The sequence below is a fragment of the Tenacibaculum sp. SM2510 genome, from assembly GCF_057002845.1.
This window is the reverse complement of sequence record NZ_CP192703.1, coordinates 664,807-687,500: the sequence shown is the minus strand read 5'-3', so window position 1 is coordinate 687,500 and position 22,694 is coordinate 664,807. Positions and strand designations below refer to the sequence as shown.

General features: G+C 30.6%; 20 protein-coding genes and 1 riboswitch (1 of these 21 running past the window's edge). Of the genes, 19 read left to right on the top strand and 1 reads right to left on the bottom strand.

Annotated features, from left to right (window positions below; translation table 11 throughout):
- The 19 genes from ACQ629_RS02980 to metF form a co-directional block, all read left to right on the top strand.
- On the top strand, positions 1 to 546 hold the 3' portion of the coding sequence (locus ACQ629_RS02980; RefSeq protein WP_483706478.1) for an O-acetylhomoserine aminocarboxypropyltransferase/cysteine synthase family protein. It extends 729 nt beyond the left edge of the window; the window shows 546 of its 1,275 coding nt (coding positions 730-1,275); its start codon lies beyond the left edge, outside the window; its stop codon occupies positions 544 to 546.
- A 91-nt stretch (positions 547 to 637) separates the two neighbouring features.
- Positions 638 to 4,039: a bifunctional aspartate kinase/homoserine dehydrogenase I gene (thrA, locus tag ACQ629_RS02975; protein ID WP_483706477.1), complete on the top strand. Its 3,402-nt coding sequence runs from the start codon at positions 638 to 640 to the stop codon at positions 4,037 to 4,039.
- A 68-nt stretch (positions 4,040 to 4,107) separates the two neighbouring features.
- Positions 4,108 to 5,274 (top strand): trans-sulfuration enzyme family protein, encoded by a 1,167-nt coding sequence (locus ACQ629_RS02970; RefSeq protein ID WP_483706476.1) that lies wholly within the window; start codon positions 4,108 to 4,110, stop codon positions 5,272 to 5,274.
- Between the two features lie 29 nt (positions 5,275 to 5,303).
- Positions 5,304 to 5,711, top strand: a complete 408-nt coding sequence (locus tag ACQ629_RS02965) for an RrF2 family transcriptional regulator (RefSeq protein ID WP_483706475.1) — start codon at positions 5,304 to 5,306, stop codon at positions 5,709 to 5,711.
- A gap of 112 nt (positions 5,712 to 5,823) precedes the next feature.
- A complete protein-coding gene (locus tag ACQ629_RS02960; protein ID WP_483706474.1) occupies positions 5,824 to 6,072 on the top strand; it encodes a DUF2061 domain-containing protein in 249 nt (82 codons plus the stop codon).
- Entirely contained in the window at positions 6,072 to 6,698 is a 627-nt protein-coding gene (locus ACQ629_RS02955; protein ID WP_483706473.1) for a phosphoadenosine phosphosulfate reductase domain-containing protein, read from the top strand. Before ACQ629_RS02960 ends, ACQ629_RS02955 begins: the two co-directional genes overlap by 1 nt.
- A gap of 10 nt (positions 6,699 to 6,708) precedes the next feature.
- On the top strand, positions 6,709 to 7,614 hold the full coding sequence (gene cysD, locus ACQ629_RS02950) for a sulfate adenylyltransferase subunit CysD (protein ID WP_101046417.1): 906 nt from the start codon (positions 6,709 to 6,711) through the stop codon (positions 7,612 to 7,614).
- 104 nt (positions 7,615 to 7,718) lie between these two features.
- Entirely contained in the window at positions 7,719 to 8,966 is a 1,248-nt protein-coding gene (locus ACQ629_RS02945; RefSeq protein ID WP_483706472.1) for a sulfate adenylyltransferase subunit 1, read from the top strand.
- A gap of 11 nt (positions 8,967 to 8,977) precedes the next feature.
- The gene (locus tag ACQ629_RS02940; RefSeq protein ID WP_483706471.1) at positions 8,978 to 9,325 is read left to right on the top strand and encodes a 4Fe-4S dicluster domain-containing protein; all 348 of its coding nucleotides are present in this window, start codon (positions 8,978 to 8,980) and stop codon (positions 9,323 to 9,325) included.
- 34 nt (positions 9,326 to 9,359) lie between these two features.
- Positions 9,360 to 11,465, top strand: a complete 2,106-nt coding sequence (locus tag ACQ629_RS02935) for a nitrite reductase (RefSeq protein WP_483706470.1) — start codon at positions 9,360 to 9,362, stop codon at positions 11,463 to 11,465.
- Positions 11,458 to 12,231 (top strand): uroporphyrinogen-III C-methyltransferase, encoded by a 774-nt coding sequence (gene cobA, locus ACQ629_RS02930; RefSeq protein ID WP_483706469.1) that lies wholly within the window; start codon positions 11,458 to 11,460, stop codon positions 12,229 to 12,231. Before ACQ629_RS02935 ends, cobA begins: the two co-directional genes overlap by 8 nt.
- Positions 12,231 to 12,803 (top strand): precorrin-2 dehydrogenase/sirohydrochlorin ferrochelatase family protein, encoded by a 573-nt coding sequence (locus ACQ629_RS02925; protein WP_483706468.1) that lies wholly within the window; start codon positions 12,231 to 12,233, stop codon positions 12,801 to 12,803. Before cobA ends, ACQ629_RS02925 begins: the two co-directional genes overlap by 1 nt.
- Before the next feature lie 73 nt (positions 12,804 to 12,876).
- Positions 12,877 to 13,932 (top strand): NAD(P)/FAD-dependent oxidoreductase, encoded by a 1,056-nt coding sequence (locus ACQ629_RS02920; protein ID WP_483706467.1) that lies wholly within the window; start codon positions 12,877 to 12,879, stop codon positions 13,930 to 13,932.
- Positions 13,933 to 13,952: 20 nt separating this feature from the next.
- Positions 13,953 to 14,282 carry a 2Fe-2S iron-sulfur cluster-binding family protein gene (locus ACQ629_RS02915; protein WP_483706466.1) on the top strand — a complete coding sequence of 110 codons (330 nt, stop codon included), beginning with the start codon at positions 13,953 to 13,955 and terminating at the stop codon, positions 14,280 to 14,282.
- A 1-nt stretch (position 14,283) separates the two neighbouring features.
- Positions 14,284 to 15,030 carry a serine O-acetyltransferase EpsC gene (gene epsC / locus ACQ629_RS02910; protein WP_483706465.1) on the top strand — a complete coding sequence of 249 codons (747 nt, stop codon included), beginning with the start codon at positions 14,284 to 14,286 and terminating at the stop codon, positions 15,028 to 15,030.
- The gene (gene cysM / locus ACQ629_RS02905; RefSeq protein WP_483706464.1) at positions 15,027 to 15,917 is read left to right on the top strand and encodes a cysteine synthase CysM; all 891 of its coding nucleotides are present in this window, start codon (positions 15,027 to 15,029) and stop codon (positions 15,915 to 15,917) included. Before epsC ends, cysM begins: the two co-directional genes overlap by 4 nt.
- 62 nt (positions 15,918 to 15,979) lie before the next feature.
- Positions 15,980 to 16,103, top strand: a riboswitch (SAM riboswitch).
- Positions 16,104 to 16,150: 47 nt separating this feature from the next.
- A complete protein-coding gene (locus ACQ629_RS02900; protein ID WP_483706463.1) occupies positions 16,151 to 17,143 on the top strand; it encodes a homocysteine S-methyltransferase family protein in 993 nt (330 codons plus the stop codon).
- Complete coding sequence (gene metH, locus ACQ629_RS02895) at positions 17,134 to 19,812, top strand: methionine synthase (RefSeq protein ID WP_483706462.1); 2,679 nt, start codon at positions 17,134 to 17,136, stop codon at positions 19,810 to 19,812. The genes ACQ629_RS02900 and metH overlap by 10 nt, the downstream gene beginning before the upstream one ends.
- 235 nt (positions 19,813 to 20,047) lie before the next feature.
- Entirely contained in the window at positions 20,048 to 21,004 is a 957-nt protein-coding gene (gene metF, locus ACQ629_RS02890; RefSeq protein ID WP_483706461.1) for a methylenetetrahydrofolate reductase [NAD(P)H], read from the top strand.
- A gap of 2 nt (positions 21,005 to 21,006) precedes the next feature.
- On the opposite strand, the gene ACQ629_RS02885 is transcribed toward metF, so the two are convergent.
- The gene (locus ACQ629_RS02885; RefSeq protein WP_483706460.1) at positions 21,007 to 22,569 is read right to left on the bottom strand and encodes a hypothetical protein; all 1,563 of its coding nucleotides are present in this window, start codon (positions 22,567 to 22,569) and stop codon (positions 21,007 to 21,009) included.
- Positions 22,570 to 22,694: the final 125 nt, after the last annotated feature.

Here is a 22,694-nt window from a genome sequence, read left to right as displayed (position 1 = left end):
CATGGACTAGTATATCACGATGCTTTAGGTGCAGCTTCTTACACATTTAAATTAATTTTAGAAGGACTACGAGATTTTGGAGGCGCCTTAAGCCCTACAAATGCATTTAATATTATTCAAGGATTAGAAACGTTAGACATCAGAATAAAAAAACATAGTGAAAATGCGCTAGATATTGCTACATGGTTGGAAGAACAACAAGAAGTAGCTTGGGTAAATTACCCAGGTTTAAAAAGTAGTTCATATAACAAATTAGCAAAAATATATTTGCCAAAAGGGCAAAGTGGTATTGTTACATTTGGTGTTAAAGGAGGTTATGAAGCTGCAAAAAAAGTGTCAGATAATACAAAACTTTTCTCATTACTAGCAAATATTGGAGATACAAAATCACTAATTATTCACCCAGCTAGTACTACTCATCAACAATTAAGTAATGAAGCGCAAGAGAGTGCAGGTGTAACTAATGATTTAATTCGTTTATCTGTAGGACTTGAAGATTTAGAAGATTTAAAAGGTGATTTAAAAGAAGCTTTCTCTACCATATAAAAACTACAAAAACCAAATATATTGAGTCTTATTTCTTTGAAGGGAATAAGGAGATATAAATCGTTCGGTTTTATATTTAAAAAAGATACAATTGACAAATACTTTGGTACATATAAATATTATTGATTTTATTACAGAAAGTGGTAATTTATTAAGTGAAATAACTTTAAGTTATCAGATTTTTGGAAAAAAATTAGGAACTGCTCCTGTGGTATTAATTAATCATGCTTTAACGGGTAATAGTAATGTTGCCGATGCTAAAGAAGGTTGGTGGAAAGAATTAATAGGGCAAAATAAAGTGGTAGATACTAATAAATATACCGTTTTATGCTTTAATATTCCTGGGAATGGACATGATAGTTTTTTAATAGAGAACTATAAAGATTTTATAGCAAGAGATATTGCTAAAATATTTTTATTAGGCTTAAACAAACTAAAAGTAAAACAATTATTTGCTTTAATCGGAGGATCTTTAGGAGGTGGAATAGCTTGGGAAATGGCTGTTTTAAACCCAAAGATAACTATGCACTTAATTCCGATAGCTACTGATTGGAAATCGACCGATTGGTTGATTGGTAATTGCCAAATTCAAGAACAGTTTTTAAATAATTCAAGTAATCCGGTTCACGATGCTCGCATGCATGCAATGCTATGTTATAGAACCCCAAAATCTTTTAAAGAGCGTTTTTATCGTTCAAAAAATGAAGATTTAAAAATATTTAATGTAGAAAGTTGGTTGCTACATCATGGTGAAAAATTACAAGAACGTTATCAGTTAGCATCTTATAAATTAATGAATCAATTATTAAAAACAATTGATGTTACTAGAGGTAAAAATGATTCAAGTGTTTTAGAAACAATTGAAGCTGATATTCACATTATTGGAGTCGATTCTGATCTGTTTTTTACAGCAGAAGAAAATAGAGAAACTCAAAAAAAATTAGCGTTAGTAAATTCAAACGTTACTTATAACGAAATAAATTCGGTTCACGGACACGATGCTTTTTTGATTGAATACGAGCAGTTAGAAGAAATAATTGCTCCGATTTTTAATCTAAATATAAAATATAATAAAATGAATATATTAAAATTTGGTGGAAAATCGCTGTCAAATGAGGGAATTAATAATGTAATTTCTATTATTGAAAAAAAAGTAAATAATCAAGAAAAGGTAGCTGTAGTAGTATCAGCAAGAGGGAATGCTACAGATCAACTAGAAGAAATTTTAGAAAAAACTATTAAAAATGAAACCTACATCGAACAATTTACAGCTTTTAAATATGAACAATCTAAATTAACTCCGTTAGTTGACTTTTCATCAGAATTTTCTCGCTTAGAAAAGCTTTTTGAAGGTGTTAGTCTATTAGGGGATTTTAGTCAAAAAATAAAAGATGAAGTTTTAGCGCAAGGTGAGTTATTATCAGCCAAAACAGTTTCAGTGCTTTTAAATAAAAAAGGGATAAAAGCAAACGTAACAGATGCTAGAGAACTGTTAATTACGGATGAAAATTTTGGTAATGCACAACCAATTTTAAACATATCTAAAGAAAATGTAATAAAGCATTTTAAAAAGCATAACGGAGAAACTATTAATATTATAACAGGTTTTATTGCATCTAATTTAAAAGGAGAAACCACTACTTTAGGTAGAAATGGTAGCAATTACACAGCAGCATTATTAGCGAATTATTTAGATGCTGAGGAATTACAAAATTATACGCATGTTGATGGAATTTTTACTGCAAATCCTGATTTGGTTGCAGATGCAAGGAAAATAGAAGAATTATCATTTTCAGAAGCAAATGAGTTAGCAAATTTCGGAGCTAATATTTTACATGCAAAAACGATTATACCGCTTTTAGAAAAAAACATCAACCTTCGAATTTTAAACACTTTTAATCAAGATAATTCAGGAACTTTAATCACGGCTAAATCAAAATCAAAAGGAATAAAAGCCTTATCAATTTTAGATAATGTAGCACTATTAAATATTGAAGGAAGAGGTTTATTAGGAAAAGTAGGCGTTGATGCTAGAATTTTTAGAGTTTTAAGTATTAACGGAATAAGTGTAAGTATTATTTCGCAAGGATCATCAGAAAGGGGTATTGGTTTAGTAATTGATAAAAATAAAGCAAATAAAGCGGTTAGAGCTTTAGAGCAAGAATTTGAAAATGATTTTTACACTAAAGATGTAAATAAAATAGCTATTATAAACGATGTTTCGGTAATTTCTATTATTGGGCAAGATTTAAGTGAATTTCATAAAGCATACAATTCGTTGATAAAAAATCAAATTGTTCCGTTGTTATTTAATAACACAATTTCTGGTAAAAATGTAAGTTTAGTAGTTAAAACAGTACAATTACACAAAGCCTTAAATGTAATTCACGGACAAGTTTTTGGTGTTGCAAAAAAAATAAATATAGCTGTTTTTGGTAAAGGTTTAGTTGGTGGTACGCTGATTAATCAAATAATAGCAAATACAAAATCAATCGTAGAAAGAAAGAAAATTCAACTAAATATTTTTGCCATCGCAGGCTCTAAAAAAGTACTTTTAAATAAAGAAGGAGCTTTAAAAAATTGGCAAAAAACGTTTGATAATAATCTAGAAGAAATCCATATTGTTGATACAGTTATAGATTATGCTAAAAAGCATCATTTAGAGAACTTATTAGCCGTAGATAATACTGCAAGTACTGAGTTTATTGAAAACTATATACCGTTAATAGAAAATGGTTTCGATTTAGTTTCATCAAATAAAATAGCAAATACAGTATCACATAATTTTTATAAAAGTTTACGAAAAATATTAGAAATTAATAACAAGTCATATTTATATGAAACTAATGTTGGTGCAGGTTTACCATTAATTGATACCATTAAATTGCTGCATGATTCAGGCGAAAATATTACGCGTATTAGAGGGGTGTTTTCAGGTTCGTTAAGTTATTTATTTAATAAGTTTTCTTCAGATGAAGTTCCGTTTTCAAACGTATTACAAGAAGCAATTGATAGCGGATATACAGAACCAGATCCGAGAGAAGATTTATGTGGAAATGATGTAGCAAGAAAATTATTAATCTTGGCTCGTGAGTTAGATTTAGAAAATGAATTTGAAGATATTACGGTCGAAAATTTAATACCAACAGCGTTTAGAGACATTTCATCAGCAGAATTTTTATCGAATTTAGATAAGTTAAATACAGCGTTTAAAGAAAAAAAAGAAGCACAAGAAGAAAATCATGTATTACGATACATTGGTGATTTACATGGAGATTTATCAAGAAATAAAGGAGAGTTAGATGTAAAATTAGTATCTGTTCCAGCAAATTCACCTTTAGGAAGTTTAAAAGGATCGGATGCTATTTTTGAAATTTATACAGAATCTTATGGCGAACAACCAATTGTAATTCAGGGAGCAGGAGCAGGAGCAGAGGTAACTGCAAGAGGTGTGTTTGGTGATATTTTAAGATTAGCAAAAAACAACAATTAGAGATTATAAAGTGTCATTAAAAAAAATGGATTTGATATTGGTAATCAATATCTATAAAAAAAAATAAAATGAGTAAGAATTTTGAAACCCAAGCGATAAGAACACAAACAGAACGATCGCAATTTTCTGAGCACTCTACACCTTTATACTTAACATCTAGTTTTGTATTTGATGATGCTGAAGATATGCGAGCATCTTTCGCAGAAGAAAAAGAAAAGAATTTATATAGTCGATTTTCAAACCCGAATACAACAGAATTTGTAAATAAAATTGTAGCGATGGAAAAAGCGGAAGCAGGTTATGCTTTTGCTACAGGTATGGCAGCAATGTTTTCTACTTTTGCAGCGTTGTTAAATGCGGGAGATCATATTGTTTCTTGCAGGTCGGTTTTTGGTTCTACTCATAGTTTATTTACTAAATTTTTTCCAAAATGGAATATTGAAACTAGTTATTTTAATATTGGTGAAGTTGATACTATTGAGAGCTTAATTAAACCTAATACTAAAATATTATATGCAGAAACGCCAACAAATCCGGCTGTTGATATTATAGATTTAGAACTCTTAGGAAAAATTGCAAAAAAACACAATTTATTATTAATTATAGATAATTGTTTTGCAACACCATATTTACAAAATCCAATAGATTTTGGTGCAGATTTAGTAATTCATTCGGCAACAAAATTAATTGACGGACAAGGAAGAGTTTTAGGAGGAGTTGCAGTTGGTAAAGCCGATTTAATCCGTGAAATTTATTTATTTTCTAGAAATACTGGTCCTGCAATGTCTCCGTTTAATGCTTGGGTATTATCAAAAAGTTTAGAAACATTAAGTATTCGTGTAGAAAAACATTGTGAAAATGCCTTAAAAGTAGCAGAGTTTTTAGAAACTCATCCGAAGGTAAATTTAGTAAAGTACCCGTTTTTAAAATCGCATCCAAAATATGAAATAGCAAAAAAGCAAATGCGTTTAGGGGGTAATATTGTTGCTTTTGAGGTTAGTGGAGGTATTGAAGCAGGACGAAAGTTTTTAAATACTATTAAAATGTGTTCATTATCAGCAAATTTAGGAGATACAAGAAGTATCGTTACGCATCCTGCTTCTACAACACATAGCAAATTAAGTATTGATGATAGGTTAGAAGTAAGAATTACAGATGGCTTAGTAAGATGCTCTATTGGTTTAGAAAATATAGATGACATTATTAATGATTTAAAACAAGCTTTAGAGAAATAACAACTAAATAAAAAGTGTATTTTTGTAATATGCTTTCTAAAAAAACGAAATACGGCTTAAAAGCGCTTACATTTATTGCTAGGCAAGAAAAAGGAAATATGGTGCAGATAGCAACTATTTCTGAAAAAGAAAATATTTCACATAAATTTTTAGAAAGCATACTACTCACTTTACGAAAATCTGGTTTTTTAGGCGCTAAGAAAGGAAAAGGAGGAGGATATTACATGCTAAAAGATGCATCAGAAATAAAAATGACTGATGTTATTCGCACTCTTGAAGGTCCTATTGCTATGCTACCTTGTGTGAGTTTAAATTTTTATGAAAAATGTAGCGATTGTCCAGATGAAGACGCATGTTCGGTTCATAAATTAATGATTCAAGTTAGAGATAATACATTAAAAGTTCTTCGCAGTAATACACTAGCTGATTTAGTTTAATACACATATTATTTTTTAAATAAAAAGTATATGTTCTTTGATATGATAAAGGATATTATATATTTGTAAATTATTACCCTAGTAATCCTATAGGGTTATTATAATTAAAATAATGCTTGAACAATTTATAAAAGGAAGTAGTGATTATAACATTGATAAACAATCTGAAAAACCTATACGAAGTATCGTTAAATCATTTAGTTGGCGTATTGTAGGAACTATAGACACTGTTTTAATTTCTTGGATAATTACAGGGAAGTTAACAACTGCTTTTTCAATAGGAGCTGTAGAATTAGGAACAAAAATGATATTGTATTTCTTTCACGAAAGAATTTGGAATAAAATAAAATGGGGAAAATAATGAGTTTACAAGATCAATTTGATGTTAAAGAGTTAAACAAAGGACTAGAGAAATTAAGTCCAAAAGAAATTGTAGAATGGGTTTTTGATTTAAAGAAAAAAACAATAATTACGACAAACTTCAGGCCATATGAAGTAGCTCTTTTGCACTTAGTAACTAAAAATAATCAGTCAATAAAGACCATTTGGTGCGATACAGGTTATAATACACCTCAAACTTATAAACACGCTGAAGAGTTAATTAAAAAACTGAACTTGAATATTTATTTATATGTACCAAAACAAACCGTGGCTCATCGTAATATAACCATGGGGCTTCCTTCTGTAGAAGATGAAAATCATGAAAAATTTACAGAACAAGTAAAGTTAGAGCCTTTTAAAAGAGCAATGGCTGAACATCAACCAGAAATATGGTTTACTAATTTACGTAAAGGGCAAACAGCTTTTAGAGATAGTATTGGTGTAATTTCATTTAGTAAAGAAGGAATTTTAAAAGTAAGTCCTTTTTATAACTGGTCAGATAAAGATTTAGATGAGTATTTAAACGATAATAAACTTCCAAACGAGTTTAAATATTTTGATCCAACAAAAGTAGAGAGTAACAGAGAATGTGGTTTACATATTTAATAATTTTATTATGAGTACAAAAACAATAAAAGTAGGCCCTTTAGAAAGTGAAGCCATATATATATTTAGAGAAGTAGTTTCTCAGTTTGAAAAACCAGTATTGTTATTTTCAGGAGGAAAAGATAGTATAACGTTGGTAAGACTTGCTCAAAAAGCATTTTATCCAGCAAAAATCCCTTTTCCTTTAATGCATATAGATACAGGACATAATTTTCCTGAAACTATTGAATTTAGAGATCGTTTAGCAAAAGAGTTAGGTGTTGAATTAATTGTTAGAAACGTTCAAGATAATATTGATAAAGGAAGAGTAAAAGAAGAAACAGGTAAGTACGCTAGCCGAAACATGCTACAAACCGAAACATTATTAGATGCAATTGAAGAGTTTGGTTTTGATGCATGTATTGGTGGCGCACGTAGAGATGAAGAAAAAGCAAGAGCTAAAGAACGTATTTTTTCTGTTCGTGATGACTTTGGTCAATGGGATGAAAAAAATCAGCGTCCAGAATTGTTTGATATGCTAAATGGAAGAATTGATTTAGGGCAAAACGTACGGGTTTTTCCTATTTCAAATTGGACAGAGCTAGATGTTTGGTCATACATTAAAAGTGAAGAAATTGAAATTCCATCAATTTACTTTGCGCATAAAAGAGCTACTTTTTTACGAGATGGATTAATATGGTCAGCAGAAGATGATGTTGTTTATAGAGATGAAAATGAAGAGGTAGAAGAAAGAATGGTGCGTTTTAGAACTGTTGGAGACATGAGTTGTACAGCAGCTGTACTTTCTAATGCTGTTGACATAAATACAGTAGTAGATGAAATTAAAGTATCAACGATATCAGAGAGAGGTGCTCGTATAGATGATAAACGATCAGAAGCAGCCATGGAGAAACGTAAGCAGCAAGGGTATTTTTAAAATTCAATAAAGTGAATTTTCCATTTAACTAAAGCATTTTAGTCTTTAGTAATTTAAATATAGGCAAGTAGTAAAATATAGCTATCAGCCAAAAGCATAAAAAAATGAATGTATTAAAAATAGCAACAGCAGGTAGTGTAGATGATGGTAAAAGTACTTTAATCGGACGTATTTTATATGACACTAACTCGTTAACAGATGACAAGCTAGAAGCCATTGAAGAAAAAAGTAAGCAAAGAGGTTTTGATTATTTAGATTTTTCATTAGCAACAGATGGTTTAGTTGCAGAAAGAGAACAAGGTATTACGATAGACGTAGCTCATATATATTTTTCGACTCCAAAAACGAGTTTTATTATTGCTGATACTCCAGGGCATATTGAGTATACACGAAATATGGTTACAGGAGCTTCAAACTCACAAGCATCAATTGTGTTAATTGACGCACGTAATGGAGTAATTGAGCAAACTTATCGTCACTTTTTTATAAATACACTATTAAGAGTTGAAAACGTAGTTATAGCCATTAATAAAATGGATTTGGTTGATTTTTCAGAAGAAAAATTTAATCAAATAAAAAATGAAATTGAATATTTAGCAGGCAAAAGTTCTTATAAAAGTCAAAAATTAACTTTTATACCTATGTCTGCTTTACAAGGAGATAATGTTGTTAAAAAATCAGAAAAGACGCCTTGGTATAAAGGAGAAACATTATTAGACCATTTAGAAGGTTTAGTTTCTGAAGATTTACAAGAAAAGTCTCAAACACGTTTTCCTATACAAACTGTTATACGACCTAAAACAGATAAATATCATGATTTTAGAGGATATGCAGGTAAAATTTATGGAGGAGATTTAGCAGTAGGAGATTCGGTAACCGTATTACCATCAGCAACAGCATCTAAAATAAAAAGTATTCACTTTTTTGAGAAAGAGTATTTAGAAGCTAAAAGGGGAAGTTCAGTAACAATTACTTTAGAAGATAATGTAAATGTAAGTAGAGGTGATATGTTAGTGAAAACGAACGAACAACCAACAGTTGCTAAAGAGTTAGATGCAACTATTTGTTGGATGGATAAAGATCCTTTAGAAGCTTCCAATAAATATTATGTAAAACATGGAGTAAACGATGTGCAAGCAAAAATCATGTCATTATCATCTATCATAAAAACTGATTTTTCAGGGAAAGAAGAAAATCCATCACAATTAACATTAAATGAAATTGGTGATGTGACTTTAAAATTAAGTAAACCATTATTTTTTGATTCTTATTTTGAAAATAAAGCGAATGGTACTTTTATTTTAATCAATCCAAAAACGAATAATACAGCTGGAGTAGGCTTTATTAAGTAATTCAGAATAGTATGGCAATTATAATAACTGACGAATGCATCAATTGTGGGGCATGCGAACCAGAATGTCCAAATACAGCTATTTATGAAGGGGCTGAAGATTGGAAGTATAGCGATGGAACTTCATTAACAGGAAGTGTAAAATTAAAAGATGGTATTGAAGTAGATGCAGGTGAAACACAAGAAGCAGTATCTGACGAATATTATTTTATAGCACCTGATAAATGTACAGAGTGCATAGGGTTTCATGAAGAGCCACAGTGTGCAGCTGTATGTCCAGTAGATTGTTGCGTACCAGATGACAATCATGTAGAAACAGAAGAAGAATTATTGGCAAAACAAAAATTCTTACATAATTAAAAAGTAACGCTTACGAGCTTTAAGATATATAGCAATGCAAAGTTTTAGAACCGAAATAGAAAACCCAATTGTAGAAAAAGATATTCTAGAATTAGAGAGAAAAATTCAACTTTTTAAAGAAGGTAAAATAGACGAAGAACGCTTTCGTAGTTTACGTTTGGCAAGAGGAGTTTACGGTCAGCGTCAATTTGGAGTACAAATGATTCGTATAAAATTACCTTATGGTAAAGTTACTAGCGAACAATTACATAGAATTTCAGATGTTTCAGATGAGTATTCTCGTGGCAGATTACACATCACTACAAGACAAGATATTCAAATACATCACGTAAGTTTAGATAGAACGCCAGAATTATGGGCGCAATTAGAAAAAGACGATATTACTTTAAGAGAAGCTTGTGGTAATGCAGTAAGAAATATTACAGCATCAGAAACAGCAGGGATTGATGTAAATGAGCCTTTTGATGTTTCACCATATGCAGATGCTACGTTTAAGTTCTTTTTAAGAAATCCTATATGTCAAGAAATGGGACGTAAGTTTAAAATGTCTTTTTCAGGTACAGATGATGATACAGCTATTAGTTTTATTCATGATTTAGGGTTTATTGCAAAAATAAAGACTGAAAAAGGAGTAACAAAAAAAGGGTTTAAAGTTTTATTAGGTGGTGGTTTAGGCTCACAGCCAAGACATGCAGATGTTATTTATGATTTTTTAGATGAAGATGTATTAATTCCAACAATAGAAGGAGTTTTAAGAATTTTCGATCGTTTTGGAGAGCGTGCAAAAAGAGCGAAAGCTAGATTAAAATTTTTAATAAAAGAACTAGGTGTTAAAGCTTTTTTAGAGTTAGTTTCTGATGAAGTTAAGGCTTTAGAAAATACAATTTTTAAAGTAGATACAACTGCTTTTGAACAACCAATAACTTTTCAAGGAAATGCAATTCCTTCGGTAGAAATAGAAGATGAATCAGCATATAAAAAATGGAAAGAAACCAATGTTATTAAACAAAAACAAGAAGGTTTATTTGCGATTGGAATTAAAGTTCATTTAGGAGATTTTTACACTCCAAAAGCAAGGTTATTGGCTGATTTAGTTAAGAAATATGCAGCAAATGAAATTCGTTTAACATTACGGCAAAACATTTTAGTTCGTCATGTTAAAGAAGAATTAATACCTTTTTTCTATGTAGAATTACAAAAATTAGGTTTTGCAAAAGCAGGTTATAATTCTACAGCTGATATTACGGCGTGTCCTGGAACAGATACATGTAATTTAGGAATTTCTAGTAGTACAGGAATTGCAGTTGAGTTAGAAAAAGTATTAGAAGAAGAATATCCGAAGTATTTAAATAATAAAGAAATCGCTATTAAAATTAGCGGATGTATGAATGCTTGTGGGCAACATAATATGGCACACATTGGTTTTCAAGGAATGTCTATAAAAGTAGGTAATTTACAAGCTCCTGCTTTACAAATTTTAATAGGAGGAGGTATATTAGGTGATGGTAAAGGTCGTTTTTCAGATAAATTAGTTAAGATTCCAAGTAAAAGAGGGCCAGAATCATTACGTGTTTTATTAAATGATATTGTTGATAATCAACAAGAAAATGAAACTTTTTTAGAATATTATGATAGACAAGGAAAAACGTATTTCTACGATTTATTAAAAGGATTGTCTGATACTAGTGATTTAGAACTTAGTGATTTTATAGATTGGGGACATTCAGAAAACTATGTAAAAGCAATTGGAGTAGGAGAATGTGCAGGAGTTGTAATTGATTTAATCGCAACACTTTTATTTGAAAGCGAAGAGAAAATAACCAATTCAGAAGAAGCATTAAAGGAAGGTTTATTTTCTGATAGTATTTATCATTCATACACATCTTTAGTTAATACAGCAAAAGCATTATTAATTGCAGAAAATGTAAAAACAAATACACAAGCAGGTATTATTACTAGTTTTCAAGAGCATTTTATAGCTACAGATAAAGTTAGTTTAGATACCAGTTTTGAAGATTTTGTGTATCAAATAAAGAAAGAAGCACCAACAAAAATATTTGCAGAGAGCTATTTAAATGATGCGAAAGCATTTTATAAAAAGATTGATGCTTATAGAAAAACAGCAGTAAGTAATGTATAATAAGATTCCGAAATTAACCGTTGTTGGCGCTGGTCCAGGAGATGTAGATTTAATTACGCTAAAAGCTATTAAAGTTTTAAAAACTGCAGATGTTGTTTTATATGACGCCTTGGTTAATGAAGAGTTATTAGATTTTATAAACCCAAAAGCAGAATTAATTTTTGTAGGAAAACGTAGAGGTTGTTATAAATACCAACAAGAACAAATAAACGAGTTGATTGTTGAAAGAGCAAAAACTCATGGACATGTAGTTCGTTTAAAAGGTGGTGATCCTTTTATTTTTGGAAGAGGAGCAGAAGAAATGGAGTTTGCAGCAGCTTTTAATATAGAAACAGCAATGGTTCCAGGAATTTCATCTTCTTTAGCAGTACCAGCGTATCAAAATATACCTGTTACAAAACGTGGAAGTGCAGAAAGTTTTTGGGTGATTACTGGTACAACAAAAGAACATAAATTATCGAATGATGTAGCCTTGGCTGCAAAATCGAATGCTACAGTAGTGGTGTTAATGGGAATGGGGAAGCTAGCAGAAATTGTAGCATTATTTCAACAAGAAGGTAAAAATGAATTACCAGTTGCTATAATTCAAGACGGAACAACTACTAGAGAGAAGGTAGGTGTTGGAACTGTAGATACTATTTTAGATATTGTAAAAGAAAATGAGCTAAGTAATCCTGCAATTATTGTTTTAGGAGAGGTTGTAAAACATAGAGAAGCTTTAAAAAAGGCAGAAGAGGAATATTCAAGAGAGTTAATAGCTGTGTAATGGAACAAAACGAATTATATCCAATTTTTTTAAAAACCAAACAGTTAGAAATACTTATTGTGGGAGGCGGTTTTGTAGCTTTAGAAAAATTGTCTTTTTTATTAAAGTCAAGTCCGAATTCTAAAGTAACAATGGTTGCTACATTTTTTAGAGAAGAAACAAAAGCATTAGCAAATAAGTTTGGTATACAAATGATTATTACTAAATATGATAGCTCTTTTTTAAAAAATAAACACATGGTTATTGCAACAACTGACAATGTCCATGTAAACGTGCAAGTTTATAAAGATTGTAAGCAAAGAAATGTTTTAGTAAATGTAGCTGATAACCCACCATATTGTGATTTTTTTATGGGAGGTATTGTAACAAAGGGAAATGTAAAAATAGCAATTTCCACCAATGGGAAATCACCAACTACAGCAAAAAGATTACGACAATTCTTTGAAGAAATAATTCCAGAAGACATTAACGAATTAGTTCAGAATTTAAATAAATATAGAAAAAAAATTAAAGGAAGTTTTGAAAATAAAGTAGTACAGTTAAATCAATTAACAAAAAGTTTAATAAATTAAAAGATTATAACTTTTATAAAACAAGATATAAAAGCATAAAGGTTCCTATTTCACAGGGATAATACGATTACCAATGATACATACAGATATATTAATTATAGGCGCGGGCCCAACAGGATTATTTACCGTTTTTGAAGCAGGATTGTTAAAATTAAAATGTCATTTAATAGATGCATTACCACAACCAGGAGGGCAATGTTCAGAGATATATCCTAAAAAACCGATCTATGATATTCCTGCATATCCAGAAATTTTAGCAGGAGATTTAACTGATAAGTTAATAGAGCAAACAAAACAGTTTGAACCTGGTTTTACTTTAGGAGAAAGAGCAAATACCATTGAAAAACAAGAAGACGGAACTTTTATAGTAACGACTAATAAAGGTACAAAACATCAAGCACCAGTAGTCGCAATTGCAGGAGGTTTAGGTAGTTTTGAACCACGTAAACCACCGATTCCTAATATTACTGATTTTGAAGATAAAGGAGTTGAGTATATTATTAGAGATCCTGAGTTATATAGAGATAAAAAAGTAGTAATTTCTGGAGGTGGAGATTCAGCTTTAGATTGGGCAGTTTTTTTATCTGATGTAGCATCTGAAATAACATTAATACACCGTAGAAATGAATTTAGAGGAGCTTTAGATAGTGTCGATAGAGTACAAGAGTTAAAAAATTTAGGAAAAATTAATTTAATAACTCCAGCTGAAGTAAAAGGGATTTTAGGAAAAGAACACGTTACAGGTGTTGCGGTAGAGAAAAAAGGTGAAGAACCTTTTATTATAGATACAGATCATTTTATACCGTTATTTGGTTTATCACCAAAATTGGGACCTATTGCTAATTGGGGATTAGAAATTGAGAAAAACGCTATTAAAGTTAATAATGCTTTAGACTATCAAACAAATATACCCGGTATTTATGCTATTGGAGATGTGAATACATATCCAGGAAAATTAAAGTTGATTTTATGTGGTTTTCACGAAGCAACTTTAATGTGTCAAAGTGCTTATAAACGTATTCATCCAAATAAAAAATATGTGATGAAATATACTACTGTAGGTGGTGTTGAAGGTTTTGATGGAACTAAAAAAGAAGCGACAAAAGCAGTTGTAAAAGCGATTCAATAAAACGATTTAATAATTATATAATGTCAGATATTAACATAAAAATAACAGATAGAGAAGGAGTGCTTCACGAAATTTTAGCGCCAACAGATATGGCAATGAATTTAATGGAAATAGTTCGTTCATACGAATTAGCAGAAGAAGGTACGATTGGTATTTGTGGTGGTATGGCAATGTGTGCTTCTTGTCAATGTTATGTGAAATCTGAACATGAATTACCAGAGATGGGAGTTGATGAAGATATGATGCTTGCAGAAGCATTTCATGTAGAAGATAACAGTCGTTTAGGTTGTCAAATTCAAATGAAACCAAATTTAGAAGGATTAGAAGTTGAATTAGCACCTGAAATGTAATATGGCATTAAAGAACTATACACTTACATTAAAAGATACTGTAGAAGAGTTTACTAAAAAAATGTTTTATTCACTTTTTGATGAGGTTTATTATCAAGAAAATATAAATGAGATAGCGGAATTATTTTTTAAGATAACAGAAAAGTTACAAGTAAAAAATAGAGCTACTATTTGGGATATATATAAAACAACATTTAAAGAAATACGACAGAAATTAGATTTAGATGCAATTGCTTTTGAACAAACAGATCCTGCAGCAAAATGTTTAGCTGAGATTTATTTAGCGTATCCAGGCTTTCATGCTATAGCAGTTTATCGTTTAAGTAATCAATTGGTAAAATTAAACGTGCCTATTTTACCAAGAATGATGAGTGAATATACACACGGTTTAACAGGGGCTGATATTCACCCAGGAGCAACGATAGGTGGGGCTTTTTTTATAGATCATGCTACCGGAATTGTTATTGGAGAAACTACATTGATAAAGGAGAATGTAAAAATTTATCAAGGGGTAACATTAGGAGGTATTCAAGTTAAAAAGAGTTTAGCAGAAACAAAAAGACACCCAACAATAGAAAATAATGTAACCATTTATGCAAACGCAACCATTTTAGGAGGTGAAGTTGTAATTGGTGAGAATAGCATAATAGGAGCAAATGTATGTGTTACTGAATCGGTACCACCAAACTCATTAGTGATTTATCAATCAGAAAATAAAATTGTTTCAATAGAAAAAAGTAAATTATGAAGGCAAAAAAAATAACCGACTTTGTTGGAAATACACCTTTAGTTGAGGTAAGTAACATCCTTAATAAAAAAGGAGTACGATTGTTTTTAAAATTAGAAGGAAATAATCCAGGAGGAAGTGTTAAAGATAGAGCTGCTTATAATATGATCTTTGAGGCTTTGAATAGAAGAAATATTAAAGAAGGAGATCATTTAGTAGAGGCGACTAGCGGAAATACAGGAATTGCTTTAGCTTTTATATCTAAAGTTTTAGGGTTACACATGACATTAGTAATGCCTGAAAATGCGACAGAAGAGCGTGTGAAAACTATGAAGGCTTACGGAGCAGAAGTTTTGTTAACACCAAAAGAAGAAGGAATTGAAGGAGCGAGAGATTTAGCACAAAAATTACGATATAAAGAAGGTTATTTTATGTTAAATCAATTTGAAAATAATGACAATTGGAAGGCACATTATAAAACAACTGGACCCGAAATTTGGAAAGATACTGAAGGAGAAATAACACACTTTGTATCAGCTATGGGAACTACTGGAACTATAATGGGAGTTTCTACCTATTTAAAAGAGCAAAACCCAAATATTCAAATTATTGGAGCACAACCAACTGACGGTTCAAGTATACCAGGAATTAGAAAATGGTCAGAAGAATATTTACCAAAGATTTTTGATAGATCAAAAGTTGATGAAATTATTGAAGTAAGCGAAAATCAAGCGAGAAATCAGGCACGTAAATTAGCAAGTCAAGAAGGTGTGTTTGGGGGTATGAGTAGTGGAGGAGCAGTACATGTGGCACTTCAAGTAGCAGAGAAAATAGAAGAAGGTATTATTGTCGCAATTATCTGTGATATAGGTGATAGATATTTATCTTCTAATTTATATAATTATTAAAAAAGAGTGTAAAAACAAAAAAAGTTTGTTTATTTGTACTTTAGTTCATTAATTTAATACGAATGTTATCAAGAAAGGTGGAGGGATTAGACCCTGTGAGACCTTAGCAACCCTTTGTGTAAGCAAAGAAGGTGCTAAATTCTACTTTATTACTGTTTTAATTTCAGTACTGAAGAGAGATAACGGAAAGAACTTTCCTCTTTTCCTGATAACTTCTACTATACATATCAGGAATGTTAAACATTTACAAAGAAATACAAAATAGAATTCTCGTACTCGATGGAGCCATGGGAACGATGCTACAGGCATACAAATTTTCAGAAGAAGATTTTCGTGGAGAACGTTTTAAAGAATATCCAATTTCACTACAAGGAAATAACGATTTACTGTCCATTACTCAACCTAAGGCAATTAAAGAAGTACATGCAAAATATTTTCAAGCAGGTGCAGATATTATAGAAACCAATACTTTTTCGAGTACTACGATTGCAATGGCAGATTACCAAATGGAAGATTTGGTGTATGAATTAAATTATGAGTCTGCTAAAATAGCCAAAGTGGTGGCTAGTGAGTTTACAGCAAAAGAACCCCACAAGCCAAGATTCGTAGCAGGTTCAATCGGTCCAACAAACAGAACAGCAAGTATGTCTCCAGATGTAAATGATCCTGGTTATAGAGCGGTTACTTTTAATGAACTGCGTATCGCTTACAAACTACAAGTTGAAGCTTTGATAGATGGTGGTGCAGATCTTTTATTAGTAGAAACTGTTTTTGATACTCTAAATGCTAAAGCTGCTTTATTTGCAATAGAAGAGGTAAAGGACGAACGTAAAATTGACATTCCAATAATGTTAAGTGGTACGATTACCGATGCAAGTGGTAGAACTTTATCAGGACAAACAGCTGAAGCATTTTTAATTTCGGTATCTCATATTCCGCTATTGTCTGTAGGATTTAATTGTGCATTAGGTGCTAATTTATTACAACCACATTTAGAAGCAATTTCATCAAAAACAGCATTTGCTATATCTGCGCATCCTAATGCAGGACTACCAAATGCTTTTGGAGAATATGAAGAAACAGCTGAGGAAATGGCAGATCAAATTGAAGATTATTTAAAGAAAGGTTTAATCAATATTATAGGTGGGTGTTGCGGAACAACACCAGAACATATTTCTGCAATTGCTGAGTTAGCAGCTAAATATCAACCAAGAAAATGCAAATAAAACAAGATAAATATTTAAAGCTATCAGGTTTAGAACCTTTAATTTTAAGTGAGTATACTAATTTTATTAATGTAGGTGAACGGACTAACGTTGCTGGTTCTAGAAAATTCTTACGATTAATAAAAGAAGAAAAATTTGATGAAGCATTAGCAATTGCTAGGCATCAAGTAGAAGGAGGTGCACAAATCATTGATGTAAATATGGATGATGGTTTGATTGACGGAAAGGAAGCAATGGTTCGTTTTTTAAATTTGATTGCTGCTGAACCAGATATTTGCAGAGTTCCATTAATGATTGATAGTTCGAAGTGGGAAATTATTGAAGCAGGTTTACAAGTTGTACAAGGAAAATGTGTTGTGAATTCTATTTCTTTAAAAGAAGGAGAAGAAAAATTTATTTGGGAAGCTACTCAAATAAAAAGATATGGAGCAGCAGTAATTGTAATGGCATTTGATGAAGTTGGTCAAGCTGATAATTATGAAAGAAGAATTGAAATTGCCGAACGATCTTATAGAATATTGGTGGACATTGTCCACTTTGCTTCCGAAGATATTATTTTCGATTTAAACATTTTTCCTGTAGCAACAGGAATGGATGAGCACAGAAAAAATGCATTAGATTTTATTGAAGCAACACGTTGGGTTCGAGAAAACCTACCAAATGTAAGTGTAAGTGGAGGAGTCAGTAATGTGTCATTTTCATTTAGAGGAAATGATACTGTTAGAGAAGCAATGCATTCTGTTTTCTTGTATTATGCTATTCAGGCAGGAATGAATATGGGTATTGTAAACCCTGCATTGTTAGAGATTTATGATGATATTCCGAAAGATTTATTAGAACATATAGAAGATGTTGTTTTAAATAGAAGAGATGATGCGACAGAAAGGTTATTAGATTTTGCTGAAACGGTAAAAGGGGTTAAGAAGCAAGACGAAACTAAAATATTAGAATGGAGAAGTTTCCCTTTACAAGAAAGAATTACACATTCTTTAGTGAAGGGAATAGATGAATTTATTATTGAAGATGTAGAACAAGCGAGACAAGAATCTGAAAAACCAATTCAAGTAATAGAAGGCCATTTAATGATTGGAATGAACGTCGTTGGAGATTTGTTTGGAGCAGGTAAAATGTTTTTGCCTCAAGTTGTAAAATCTGCACGTGTAATGAAAAAAGCGGTTGCTTATTTAAATCCATTTGTTGAAGCAGAGAAAGGAGAGAAACAACAAGCTTTAGGCAAAGTTTTAATGGCAACGGTAAAAGGAGATGTTCATGATATTGGTAAAAATATTGTAAGTGTTGTACTGGGGTGTAACAATTATGAAATTGTTGATTTAGGAGTTATGGTTGCTCCAGAAAAAATTATAGAAGCAGCTAAAAAAGAAAACGTAGATATAATTGGTTTGTCTGGTTTAATTACACCTTCGTTAGATGAAATGGTGTATTTGGCAAAAGAAATGGAGCGCCAAGATTTTTCGGTTCCTTTATTAATTGGTGGAGCAACAACATCAAAAGCACATACGGCTGTAAAAATAGATACGCAATATAAAAACGCAGTTGTGCATGTAAATGATGCTTCAAGAGCAGTAACTGTTGTGAGTGATTTATTAAATAAAGAAACGAGCAATGCATATAAAGTTAAGTTAAAAAAGGATTATGATGAGTTTCGTGAAAATTTTTTAAAGAGAGGAAAAACCAAAGCATATGTTTCTATAGAAGAAGCTCGTACAAGAAAGTTTAAAATAAATTGGGAAACTACATTAATTACAAAACCAAAAGAATTAGGTATTCAAACACTAGAGCAAGTAAGTTTAAAAGAATTACTGCCGTTTATTGATTGGAGTCCATTTTTTAGAAGTTGGGATTTACACGGTAGATATCCAGATATTTTAACTGATGGGGTAGTTGGTGAACAAGCAACGCAATTGTATGAAGATGCGAAGGTGATTTTGGATAAAATAATTACGAAACAATTATTAAAACCAAAAGCAATATTTGGGTTGTTTGAAGCAAATACAATTAATGATGATGATATTTCAATTCAGAAAAAAGGAGAAGAAATTGCTGTTTTTAGAACTTTACGTCAGCAACTTAAAAAGAGAGAAGGAAAGCCAAGTATGGCTTTGTCAGATTTTATCGCACCAAAAGAATCTAAAAAGCAAGATTATATGGGAACATTTTGCACGGCTATTTTTGGAGCAGATGAACTAGCGAAAACATATAAAGAAAAAGAAGATGATTATAATGCAATTATGGTACAAGCAATTGCAGATCGCTTTGCTGAAGCATTTGCAGAATACTTACACCATAGGGTAAGAACGAAACATTGGGGATATGCAGCTGATGAAACATTATCAAATGATGAATTAATAAAGGAAACTTATAAAGGAATTCGCCCTGCACCAGGTTATCCAGCCTGTCCAGATCATTTAGAAAAAGAAACGATTTGGGATTTATTAAAAGTAGAAGAAAAAATAGGGGTAACATTAACAGAAAGTCTAGCAATGTGGCCTGCAGCAGCAGTCTCAGGATATTATTTTGGTAATGAAGAGGCTAAATATTTTGGGTTGGGTAAGATTACTGATGATCAGGTACGAGATTTTGCGAATAGAAAAGGAATAACATTAGATAAAGCCCGAAAATGGTTGCATCCAACGATAGCTAATTATTAAAAACTAATAAAAATATAACATAAATAAGTGCATATTTAATTAACAATAAATTATTTTTTAGATAATATTAAAACTGAAAAACAAAAGTAATATTGAAGAACAAAAATCATTAAAATTTAAACAAGTGAAGAAGTACAGTTTAGAGATTCGGTTTATAATTCAATTACTTATAATTTTTTCAGTATCATTATTAATAGCATCATTTATGTAGTTAAATATGCCTTTGTATTTACTTATGAAGGTAACAGAACATATTAAAAAAGCAAATGGGAAAACATTGTTTTCTTTTGAAATAATTCCACCAAAAAAGGGAAACAATATTCAAGATTTATATAATAATATAGATCCCTTAATAGAATTTAATCCACCTTTTATAGATGTTACAACCTCAAGAGAGGAGCATTTGTATATTGATAAAGGTAATGGATTGCTTGATAGAAAGATAACCAGAATGCGACCAGGAACAGTTGGTATTTGTGCAGCAATAAAACACAAATATGATATTGATACTGTACCGCATGTTTTGTGTGGAGGTTTTACGAAAGAAGAAACAGAATATTTATTGGTAGATTGTCATTATTTAGGAATTGAAAACGTAATGGCTTTGCGTGGTGATGCGATGAGCCATCAACGATATTTTGAAGCCAGTAAAAATGGGCATCAATATGCAAAACAATTAGTTAATCAAATTCAGAATTTAAATAAAGGTAAATATTTACACGATGTAATTGAAGCAAATCACAAAGAAAATTTTTGCATTGGAGTTGCAGGCTACCCAGAAAAACATTTAGAGGCACCATCGTTACAAACGGATTTGAAACGATTAAAAGAAAAGGTTGATGCAGGGGCAGATTATGTGGTAACACAAATGTTTTTTAACAATCAAAAATATTTTGAGTTTGTAAATGCAGCAAGAGAAATAGGAATTACGGTACCTATTATTCCTGGAATTAAACCAGTCTCGGTAAAACGCCACTTACAGTTGTTACCACAAGTTTTTAAAATTGATTTGCCTGAAGCATTAATTAAATCGATAGATGATTGTAAAAATAATAAAGAGGTAAGACAGGTTGGTGTAGAATGGTGTATTGAACAATCTAAAGAATTATTAGAAGCAGGAGTGCCGCTATTACATTATTACTCTATGGGAAAAAGTGATAATGTTAAAGCAATTGCTAAAGCATTGTTTTAACATTATCTTTTATTTAGAACGAGTTTTTGTTTTATAATCAAAGCAACTGGCTTATTTTCTATTTTAGATTCTAACCAAGAAAGTATGTCTAAGTATAAAAACGCTCTTTTCTCATAGGGATGATTTTCATAAATTTTTAAACGATCATAGATTTTTTTAAATTCTTTTTTTATTTGATGAGGAAACACATCACCTAGTGCTTTTATTGAAGAAATGAATTCTTTTTGAACTTCTTGAAGATTTTCCATTTTTAATAAAAAGCGGTAGGTGTCTTTAAATTGTCTTTCAAAATCATAATCTAAACCACATTCATAATGAGCAATTAAGCTTAAAATTCTAGCAAAACATTGTAAATCTTTGGCAACATGAATTTTCTTAGCTTTAATAATTTTATTCAAATAGAAAATACATTCTCTATTTTTTTCCATTCCGAAGTATAGGCAGGCTATTTTGTAATACAGCACAACAATATGATGATTATCTAGCCTATTTTTATAGCTGTCAATTTTATTATTTATAGTCTCAACCAAATATTCTCCTTCAGAAAAACTGCCTTCTAAAAAATGTAAGTGTAATCTATTAGCATAGTAATATTGAAAAATAAGAATTTCAGTATTACTATTTTGTGGTATTATATTATTTTCAATTTCTTTTTCAAATAAAGTAAGTTCCTTTTTAAATTTAGTGTAATGTTTTATAAAAAATAAACTTTCTAATAAATAGTTTTTCCCTTTTAAATAAAAAACAGGATGGATTACAATATTTCTAGAATTGCTTTTAAATAAATTCACCCATTTGTTAGCATATTTATAGCTCTGAAGAAAATTCTGTATTAAAAAACTATGCCATAAGTTAGCTTTGTATAACCAAAGTTTTTCTCTAAAACCTAAGCTTTCATAGTCGTAATCTGGTAGTTTTGAGCTAAAATAAAAGTTAATTCTTTTAAGTTCAGCATCATTTTTTACGTATCCAGTTTTTAATAAAAAGCCATATAGTTGTAAGGATAAATTTGATAATTTACTGGTAATTACATTTTGTTGACTTAATTCTTTTGCCTGAATGGTTAATTCATCAGCTCTAGTATTAATACTTCTGGTTATGTATTGACTTTCAATAACTTTTTCGAACTCAACGATTTCATAGGCAATATTCTTTTCTTCATAATCAATTGCTGTATTTTTGGCTTTATCAAGTAATTTTAAACTCTGTTTATACAAACCTTTTTGATATAGAATTGTAGCGAAATCTAACAACTCTCTTATTTGAATTCTAATATTTTTATGAGCAGAATTCATTCGTAAACTAATTAATAGTTGTTTATATAAATGTGCTTTTAAATTCGAAAGCTGTTGCTTACTTACAATACCACTTTTTATGATTGTTTTTTCATCATATTTTTTTTGTTTCTCTAAAAACCTAAAAAGAGAAAAAAACTTTGCATCATTATTACCATCCAAACGACCAACATAAAGATTAAACTGACGCTTTTCAGACTTAGATAAAGACTTTATTAAAACAAATAGCGTGTCGTTTTGTTGGTTGGATACTGTAATAAATTTATTCATAAAGTATTCTTTTTAAGTGTTTTGTGTTCTTTTTGTAGCATTTAAATATCGTAAGTAATAAGCTGAAAAAGACCTTGTTAAGGAAACCAATATATACATTTGATTTATATAATGTCAATTATTTT

Bases quoted from the DNA above. Each gene is read 5' to 3' on its own strand.
- ACQ629_RS02925 (WP_483706468.1), top strand. From the start codon at position 12,231: ATGGAACAAAACGAATTATATCCAATTTTTTTAAAAACCAAACAGTTA.
- ACQ629_RS02885 (WP_483706460.1), bottom strand. From the start codon at position 22,569: ATGAATAAATTTATTACAGTATCCAACCAACAAAACGACACGCTATTT.
- ACQ629_RS02900 (WP_483706463.1), top strand. From the start codon at position 16,151: ATGTTAAACATTTACAAAGAAATACAAAATAGAATTCTCGTACTCGAT.
- cysM (WP_483706464.1), top strand. From the start codon at position 15,027: ATGAAGGCAAAAAAAATAACCGACTTTGTTGGAAATACACCTTTAGTT.
- ACQ629_RS02915 (WP_483706466.1), top strand. From the start codon at position 13,953: ATGTCAGATATTAACATAAAAATAACAGATAGAGAAGGAGTGCTTCAC.
- ACQ629_RS02970 (WP_483706476.1), top strand. From the start codon at position 4,108: ATGAGTAAGAATTTTGAAACCCAAGCGATAAGAACACAAACAGAACGA.
- ACQ629_RS02920 (WP_483706467.1), top strand. From the start codon at position 12,877: ATGATACATACAGATATATTAATTATAGGCGCGGGCCCAACAGGATTA.
- cobA (WP_483706469.1), top strand. From the start codon at position 11,458: ATGTATAATAAGATTCCGAAATTAACCGTTGTTGGCGCTGGTCCAGGA.
- metF (WP_483706461.1), top strand. From the start codon at position 20,048: ATGAAGGTAACAGAACATATTAAAAAAGCAAATGGGAAAACATTGTTT.
- ACQ629_RS02940 (WP_483706471.1), top strand. From the start codon at position 8,978: ATGGCAATTATAATAACTGACGAATGCATCAATTGTGGGGCATGCGAA.
- cysD (WP_101046417.1), top strand. From the start codon at position 6,709: ATGAGTACAAAAACAATAAAAGTAGGCCCTTTAGAAAGTGAAGCCATA.
- ACQ629_RS02945 (WP_483706472.1), top strand. From the start codon at position 7,719: ATGAATGTATTAAAAATAGCAACAGCAGGTAGTGTAGATGATGGTAAA.
- ACQ629_RS02955 (WP_483706473.1), top strand. From the start codon at position 6,072: ATGAGTTTACAAGATCAATTTGATGTTAAAGAGTTAAACAAAGGACTA.
- ACQ629_RS02965 (WP_483706475.1), top strand. From the start codon at position 5,304: ATGCTTTCTAAAAAAACGAAATACGGCTTAAAAGCGCTTACATTTATT.
- ACQ629_RS02935 (WP_483706470.1), top strand. From the start codon at position 9,360: ATGCAAAGTTTTAGAACCGAAATAGAAAACCCAATTGTAGAAAAAGAT.
- ACQ629_RS02960 (WP_483706474.1), top strand. From the start codon at position 5,824: ATGCTTGAACAATTTATAAAAGGAAGTAGTGATTATAACATTGATAAA.
- metH (WP_483706462.1), top strand. From the start codon at position 17,134: ATGCAAATAAAACAAGATAAATATTTAAAGCTATCAGGTTTAGAACCT.
- epsC (WP_483706465.1), top strand. From the start codon at position 14,284: ATGGCATTAAAGAACTATACACTTACATTAAAAGATACTGTAGAAGAG.